The sequence below is a fragment of the uncultured Kiloniella sp. genome, assembly GCF_937128705.1.
GTDB lineage: Bacteria > Pseudomonadota > Alphaproteobacteria > Kiloniellales > Kiloniellaceae > Kiloniella.
In genome coordinates, this window is the sequence record NZ_CAKZMP010000440.1 from 1 (window position 1) to 6,159 (window position 6,159).

8 protein-coding genes, 1 tRNA gene and 2 rRNA genes are annotated in these 6,159 nt (G+C 43.3%); 4 read left to right on the forward strand and 7 right to left on the reverse strand.

Features of this window, described 5'->3' with window-relative positions; all coding sequences use genetic code 11:
• The 4 genes from Q0241_RS22405 to Q0241_RS22420 all read left to right on the forward strand — a co-directional run.
• Positions 1 to 379: ribosomal RNA gene (locus tag Q0241_RS22405) — 23S ribosomal RNA — on the forward strand; the annotation flags it as partial.
• 105 nt (positions 380 to 484) lie between these two features.
• Positions 485 to 600 (forward strand): 5S ribosomal RNA (gene rrf / locus Q0241_RS22410).
• Between the two features lie 218 nt (positions 601 to 818).
• Positions 819 to 895, forward strand: a tRNA-Met gene (locus tag Q0241_RS22415).
• A gap of 206 nt (positions 896 to 1,101) precedes the next feature.
• Positions 1,102 to 2,499: a site-specific integrase gene (locus tag Q0241_RS22420; protein WP_299381638.1), complete on the forward strand. Its 1,398-nt coding sequence runs from the start codon at positions 1,102 to 1,104 to the stop codon at positions 2,497 to 2,499.
• A 3-nt stretch (positions 2,500 to 2,502) separates the two neighbouring features.
• Here Q0241_RS22420 and Q0241_RS22425 read toward each other — a convergent pair whose 3' ends face one another.
• The 7 genes from Q0241_RS22425 to Q0241_RS22455 are packed head-to-tail and all read right to left on the reverse strand — an operon-like array spanning position 2,503 to position 6,028.
• Positions 2,503 to 3,231 carry an alpha/beta hydrolase gene (locus tag Q0241_RS22425; protein ID WP_299381641.1) on the reverse strand — a complete coding sequence of 243 codons (729 nt, stop codon included), beginning with the start codon at positions 3,229 to 3,231 and terminating at the stop codon, positions 2,503 to 2,505.
• Complete coding sequence (locus Q0241_RS22430; protein ID WP_299381645.1) at positions 3,228 to 3,563, reverse strand: hypothetical protein; 336 nt, start codon at positions 3,561 to 3,563, stop codon at positions 3,228 to 3,230. Before Q0241_RS22430 ends, Q0241_RS22425 begins: the two co-directional genes overlap by 4 nt.
• A 13-nt stretch (positions 3,564 to 3,576) precedes the next feature.
• Entirely contained in the window at positions 3,577 to 4,125 is a 549-nt protein-coding gene (locus Q0241_RS22435; protein WP_299381648.1) for a glycosyl hydrolase 108 family protein, read from the reverse strand.
• Positions 4,126 to 4,180: 55 nt separating this feature from the next.
• Complete coding sequence (locus tag Q0241_RS22440) at positions 4,181 to 4,663, reverse strand: transglutaminase-like cysteine peptidase (RefSeq protein WP_299381651.1); 483 nt, start codon at positions 4,661 to 4,663, stop codon at positions 4,181 to 4,183.
• 15 nt (positions 4,664 to 4,678) lie between these two features.
• Positions 4,679 to 5,077, reverse strand: a complete 399-nt coding sequence (locus tag Q0241_RS22445; RefSeq protein ID WP_299381654.1) for a hypothetical protein — start codon at positions 5,075 to 5,077, stop codon at positions 4,679 to 4,681.
• Positions 5,068 to 5,502 (reverse strand): hypothetical protein, encoded by a 435-nt coding sequence (locus Q0241_RS22450; RefSeq protein WP_299381657.1) that lies wholly within the window; start codon positions 5,500 to 5,502, stop codon positions 5,068 to 5,070. Before Q0241_RS22450 ends, Q0241_RS22445 begins: the two co-directional genes overlap by 10 nt.
• A gap of 4 nt (positions 5,503 to 5,506) precedes the next feature.
• Positions 5,507 to 6,028 carry a hypothetical protein gene (locus Q0241_RS22455; RefSeq protein WP_299381659.1) on the reverse strand — a complete coding sequence of 174 codons (522 nt, stop codon included), beginning with the start codon at positions 6,026 to 6,028 and terminating at the stop codon, positions 5,507 to 5,509.
• Positions 6,029 to 6,159 lie beyond the last annotated feature (131 nt).

A 6,159-nucleotide genomic window follows, 5' to 3' on the forward strand; every position in this document is an offset into this window, starting at 1 on the left:
GCTCATCACATCCTGGGGCTGGAGCAGGTCCCAAGGGTTTGGCTGTTCGCCAATTAAAGTGGTACGTGAGCTGGGTTTAGAACGTCGTGAGACAGTTCGGTCCCTATCTGCCGTGGGTGTTCGAGACTTGAGAGGATCTGTCCCTAGTACGAGAGGACCGGGATGGACATACCTCTGGTGTACCGGTTGTTCCGCCAGGAGCACCGCCGGGTAGCTATGTATGGAATGGATAACCGCTGAAAGCATCTAAGCGGGAAACCAGCCTCAAAACAAGGTCTCGCTTGAGAGCCGTGGAAGACCACCACGTTGATAGGCTAGGTGTGGAAGTGCGGTAACGCATGAAGCTAACTAGTACTAATCGCTCGATTGGCTTGATCGAACACTCTATCACCGCAGTGATAAATTAATGATACACTCGTGTATCAAGACTAAAATAAGTAACGGTCTGTTCAGACCAAATTCATACAACTCTGTGTTTTAATGACCTGGTGACTATAGCGAGAGTCCCAACACCCGATCCCATCCCGAACTCGGCCGTGAAAACTCTCAGCGCCAATGGTACTGCATCTTAAGGTGTGGGAGAGTAGGTCGTTGCCAGGTCTTTTAAACACAGAGCAACTTTGTCATAACAATACTAGGCCCTAACGGGCCTTTTATTGTTTTATACTTATTCGTTCTCAGCTAAGCTTCGAACATATGCGTCGCCCTCCGGCCTCGCTATCCTCGCTACGCTGCGGACGGACAGTCGTCCTTGCCTCTCTTACGTTCGGTAAGTGAGTTCTAATACAGAAACAAGCGTGCGACTAATATTACCCTAACGCGGGGTGGAGCAGCCCGGTAGCTCGTCAGGCTCATAACCTGAAGGTCGTAGGTTCAAATCCTACCCCCGCAACCAAACTGATCTAAACAAGATCAAACATATCAAAGGCTTACCAGTTAATCTGGTGAGCCTTTTTTATTTTACCCCTGACCATTCCTGAACCATCTGCTACCAAAGTGCTACCAAACTAAAAACTTGCCAGCACAACCGTAAATATGTCAATCTACCGATATACCGTTTAAATACCGATAAACGGTATATAAGGGATGGGGATTCTATTTATGAGTGAGGCGAATAAAAAGCGCCTTTCCAAACGTTTCATTGACGGATTGGAACCAGACAAAAAACCATACAATGTATGGGATACTGATGTTCGCGGTTTTCACGTCCGCGTAATGCCTTCTGGCCGTAAAACTTACACTCTTTATTACCGTGACCTAAATGGAAAACAGCACAAGCCCAGAATTGGCATTCATGGTGATATCACCATTGAAGAAGCCAGAGAAATTGCAGGGGATTGGCGGTACTCTATTAGCAAGGGTGAAACACCCGGCGTTAAAACTATCGCACTCAAAATATCAGGTTCATCTTGGTCAAAGATATTAGGTGTCGATCATCAAGAAACCTGTAGAGACGAAATAGATCAAAAATATGAAGCCATCAGAAGTGGTCGAAAGCCAGAGGTAGAAGAAGCTTATAGATTAGGGTGTCTTGAATACCCGCCATTGGTTTCAGATCTTTTTAAAGCATACGAACGAAAACACATGCTCGTTCGGCAGAAACTGAGTACCAGAAAGAACAACTACACTATTTGGAACAAGCATATCCTTCCAAGGTTTGAGTATTTTAAAGTTGTAGATATTAGCCATGAAGATATGGAGAAAATGCACCTTGAAATGGACGATAAACCAACAAATGCGAACAGGGTATTAGAGGTTTGTAAAAAGGCGTTTCATTTATCACAGCGTTGGGGCTGGCGTGACAGGGGCGACGATCCAACTGAATTCATAAAGGCCTATCCGGAACGGAAAAGAAAACGATATCTAGCTGAGTCAGAAGCTCAACGGTTGGGCAGCCAGCTTATTAACTTTGAAGAATATGGTGGCCGTCACAAAGATTTCTCAAGATTAATTCGATTACTTATTTTAACTGGCGCACGTTTATCAGAGATAATGCATTCAGAATTATTATGGGTAAGTGATAACAGGTTCATTCTTGATTTGCCCGATAGTAAGACAGGGGAAAAAGAACTGATGTTGCCAGCAGCAGCAATGGAAATCATTCGCGAAATTAGAAATGATCCAACGCACAAGAGTAAATATATAATACCTGGTGATGCCAGTAAGAGAAGGGTGGGGGGGATGTCTCGTACAGAAGATATCCCTATGTCCTATCCCTATGATTTGTGGCAGGATCTACTTGAAGGGGCCGAGATAACAAATCTACATATACATGACCTGCGCCATTCGTTTGCCTCGATCGCTCTTAATGTGACTGGCAACCTTCCTATGGTAGGTGAAATGCTTGGTCATGCCGATACAAAAACAACAGCTAGATACGCCCATCTAATGGACGATCCTAAACGTAAGGCCGTGGATGCAAGTGCTGAGACTGTAAATCTATGGCTTTCAGGGAAAGTTGTTAGCTTGGCCGATGCCAGAAAGAAGAAAAGCGGTTAAGCCTTACAGTTCTAATTCATCATTAAAGAACCGATAAAACAAACCGTGGTTACCAACATGTTTATAACTGGTGTGGTGGTCGCCACCACCCTTTAATTCTAGATAGTATTTTTCCTTTAACCGTTGCTGCATAAGAGGGTCATCAAGAAAAATCTCTTTGTAGTTAGCTTTAGTGATTTCCTGTTGTGATGGCAATAAACCGTCTTGTCCAAGGATTTTTTCTTTTCTGAAAAGACCAGGTGAACAATAGCCGGCAAGCTTGTCCAATACCTTATCACCCTTAACACAAACATTCAGAATTTTAACTGATGGCGGCAGGTTTTTAATAATTGGATAGGCTATTTCTACTCGCTCTGCGGCATTGATTAAGCAGATTCTACGAAAGGATTTTGGTGATAGGCGAGCTGCTTGCAAAACAACTCTGGAGCCAAGGCTATGGGCAAAGACATCAACGGGGCCAGAACGAGCGGCAATTCTCACTACAAAGGCAAGAAAATCAACTGCCGTTTTCGGTGCCAAGTCTTGATAGGCATATGAATAGGTGTGCAGCCGCCCAGCCCGCCAAGCTTTCTTAATATCGGGCCAATTGCCCTGAACTGCTGAGTACCAGTTAAAAGGCTTCGTTGTGTATGGCTCCAGTGCCTTTGCAAAATCGCATTGCTGTGCTGTTGGGTGGTCATCTGGATTAGGAGAATACGGGTTTGTGTTAAAGCCATGGACGGTAAGTATCATAATCCGGCTCCTGACATAACTTTCAGGAGCCCATTAACAACTTTTGGTACAGCTTCACCGTATTCTTCTGTTAGAACCTTTTCGACTTCGGCACGTATCGCCTGACCTTCAAACGCTTTAACGCCTGTAGCTTTATAGCTTGCCTTTCCTTTTGATACGTCAAGATCAAACTCAACGGTGTCACTTTCCCGTGCTGAAATGATTTCAATGGTTGTCCCGTCTGCATTGGAATATCTCCCAACTGTCTGACCGTTGTAAGTCTGGTTACTGGTTCCAGCACACCCTGATAGGATTACGAGCATGATAATTGTCGGTACGATTAGCGGTTTCATACTTCAACTTCCGTTAATTACATCGATTGAGAAGCCAGCCGTAGACATACTTTTCATCTTTTTCGCGTGACTGGCTGAGAGAAATGTATTTCGCACCCTGCAAGCAATTACATGCCCGGGTGATGACTTTGCCACCTTCATTGCCGCGGTGACTGAGGAACGCCTTCAAAGCATTAAGGGTCTGATTACCAATGCCACCATCAACTTTGATGTCTGGGTATAGTTTCTGGCGGTTGTTCAAAGCGTTTAGACTGGCTTGCAGAAATTTTGCAGCTGCACTACCACCCATGTTTGTGGCTGTGTCAGCTACTTCTTCGGCCAGTGGGAAATGAATGATTGAAATTTGGTCTAGCTTTAAATGAGTCCACACCAAGCTTTCGTAGATTTCGAAGGCTTTTGCCCGGGGCATTTTCCACATCGGACCTTTGTAGCCATAATGTCTGGCGACAGCCTCTGTAATACCCCATTTAGTTTTTCGTCCAGAATCATCAGGGTCGTTTGTGTATGCCTCGCCTTCTCGATCGATGATGTTATTAATAGTTTTCGTTTTGAGATCAGGCATGTCGGTTTCCGGTAATAATATTCATAAAATACCGATATACCATATAACGGTAAATTTACCGATTCAAAATTATAGAAAACCATTTATTGTTTTTTGACATGTACTCCCATTTATAGCCTTCAAATTGTGGGTCTGTTGCAGGGGCTACTTTAGATTTAGTATTGTCAAAGATATGGGTTTCGGTTTTGCTGTGGAATGCTGCAACCATATGGCTTTGACCTTTGGTGGTTTTGCATATCACAAGTGCTATTTCTTTAGACTTCGCGCCATGTAATTTTAGCTGTTTGAGTATTTCAATTGAGAAGTCGTCGCAGTCTCCAACAAGAACTTGCCCCTTACCAAGGGTTTTATTTTCGTACCTGCCATTGCCCCAGATGTCTTGCCCTGGTTCATCCCTTTCATAACGGAATCTGCTTTTGACGTGGAGGAAAATATCACCAATATGATTGGTTGGGTCATCATTATTAAGCCAAGGTTCTCTATCAATTAAATCATGTGATTGGGGCGGGGTTGGTATAGAGAAAAAAGGTTTAAACATTGTTCTTTAAATTTTTCATAGAAGATGTGAGCCAGATAAAATTTCTGTCTTCCGTGTTGCAGTAATTAATTCGTTGTTGACTAAAATTTCAACACCAGAAATAACATCAGCACTTGAAAGATCAATTTCTCCTGAAACCTCAAGCCTCGAAAACATAAGGTTTAGTGCAGGATTTCCTGATCTAGCTGCAAGTATTGTAAGTTGCTCAGTTTCTGTAAATAAATCAAAAAACTGTAATGGGGTTATGACTGGTGCTTCATAAGGATTATTTCCCCAAGATCCTCCTTCCCATAACTGCCGTGCATCGTCAGGTGGATATTGAACCTCAACCGCTCCCTCTGGTGGCTCAACTCCAGCAAAACCACCCAGATAAACACCATTGTTATCAACATAATATTTTGTATTTACGCCCATGCTTTAACAACAATCCTCCAGTATGAGTTAGTAATGTTATTTGTCGACCCAGTAGTCTCTACTGGAATATTGAAAGATGAAGATTTACTACCAATAATTACAACAATATTAGTTGCGCTGGGGACAACAGCACACCCTCTACTATGGCTACTGGCGCCCGTTCCTATGGCCCACAACGACGGGTCAACTTCATCACCAACACTATAGCCAAACTCTGGTGTTTTACATTTAAGCACAACTTTATAGAGCTCGGGTTGTGTTGGTAAATCATGGGCTAAAGTTAGTTTTCCTCCCGACGTAATTATCTGCTCTTCGCTCTTAAATTGTTTTGTGAAAACTGGCGTAGGAGGAATTTGACCACGAATAGTATTGAATTCTTGGGCGATCCTTTGGGCCAGAGATATTATTTTAAGATCAAGAGCCATGATATCAAGTCAGCCCACCTTCGAAGTCAGAGACAAAATTCCTAGATGTATTGCCAACATCGGCGGCTGATACAGCACTGATATTTGTACGGGCATTTGTTTTTTGAAGATCCGACAAACCTTGCGATGCAGTATCGGTCCTAACCCTCTCTGATAATGATGTTAAGATTCCAGAAAGGTCTCCATCGTTACTTGTGATGGCGTCTGACAGTTCTTTCAACGTGTCCATTGCGCCATCAGCACCGTTGACCAATCCTGTTACAGCGGCGGACACGGCATTTGTTATTTCCGAATTTACCTTTGAACTTGACCACACATCAGATGTATTAGTAGCAAGATCGTTAACATCAGCACCTCCTGTGCTGGCTGCTGAAATAGCAATAGTCTTCACTTCATTCAACGCTGCAACAATGGATGCTTTATCTGTCGTTGTGAGCGATGCTAGAGATCCTCTTTCTGTTCGTATCAAGTTAATTTCAGTCGCTACTCGTAATAGCGCGTCACGAATTCCTGTTTCTAAGCTCATGGCAGGGTTCCTTGCGAAAGAATATTTTCAAAATAAAGAGTTAAATTTAAAGACTGATCGCCTACTTTCTCTCCAAGGCGATCTTCAGTTTTAGCACTAGAATAAACAGAGTCAGTGCTAGGAGTAACGTC

What these genes read in the sequence shown, in the direction of transcription:
- Q0241_RS22440 (WP_299381651.1), bottom strand. Translation starts at nt 4,663, where the DNA reads ATGTTTAAACCTTTTTTCTCTATACCAACCCCGCCCCAATCACATGAT.
- Q0241_RS22420 (WP_299381638.1), top strand. Translation starts at nt 1,102, where the DNA reads ATGAGTGAGGCGAATAAAAAGCGCCTTTCCAAACGTTTCATTGACGGA.
- Q0241_RS22455 (WP_299381659.1), bottom strand. Translation starts at nt 6,028, where the DNA reads ATGAGCTTAGAAACAGGAATTCGTGACGCGCTATTACGAGTAGCGACT.
- Q0241_RS22425 (WP_299381641.1), bottom strand. Translation starts at nt 3,231, where the DNA reads ATGATACTTACCGTCCATGGCTTTAACACAAACCCGTATTCTCCTAAT.
- Q0241_RS22450 (WP_299381657.1), bottom strand. Translation starts at nt 5,502, where the DNA reads ATGGCTCTTGATCTTAAAATAATATCTCTGGCCCAAAGGATCGCCCAA.
- Q0241_RS22430 (WP_299381645.1), bottom strand. Translation starts at nt 3,563, where the DNA reads ATGAAACCGCTAATCGTACCGACAATTATCATGCTCGTAATCCTATCA.
- Q0241_RS22445 (WP_299381654.1), bottom strand. Translation starts at nt 5,077, where the DNA reads ATGGGCGTAAATACAAAATATTATGTTGATAACAATGGTGTTTATCTG.
- Q0241_RS22435 (WP_299381648.1), bottom strand. Translation starts at nt 4,125, where the DNA reads ATGCCTGATCTCAAAACGAAAACTATTAATAACATCATCGATCGAGAA.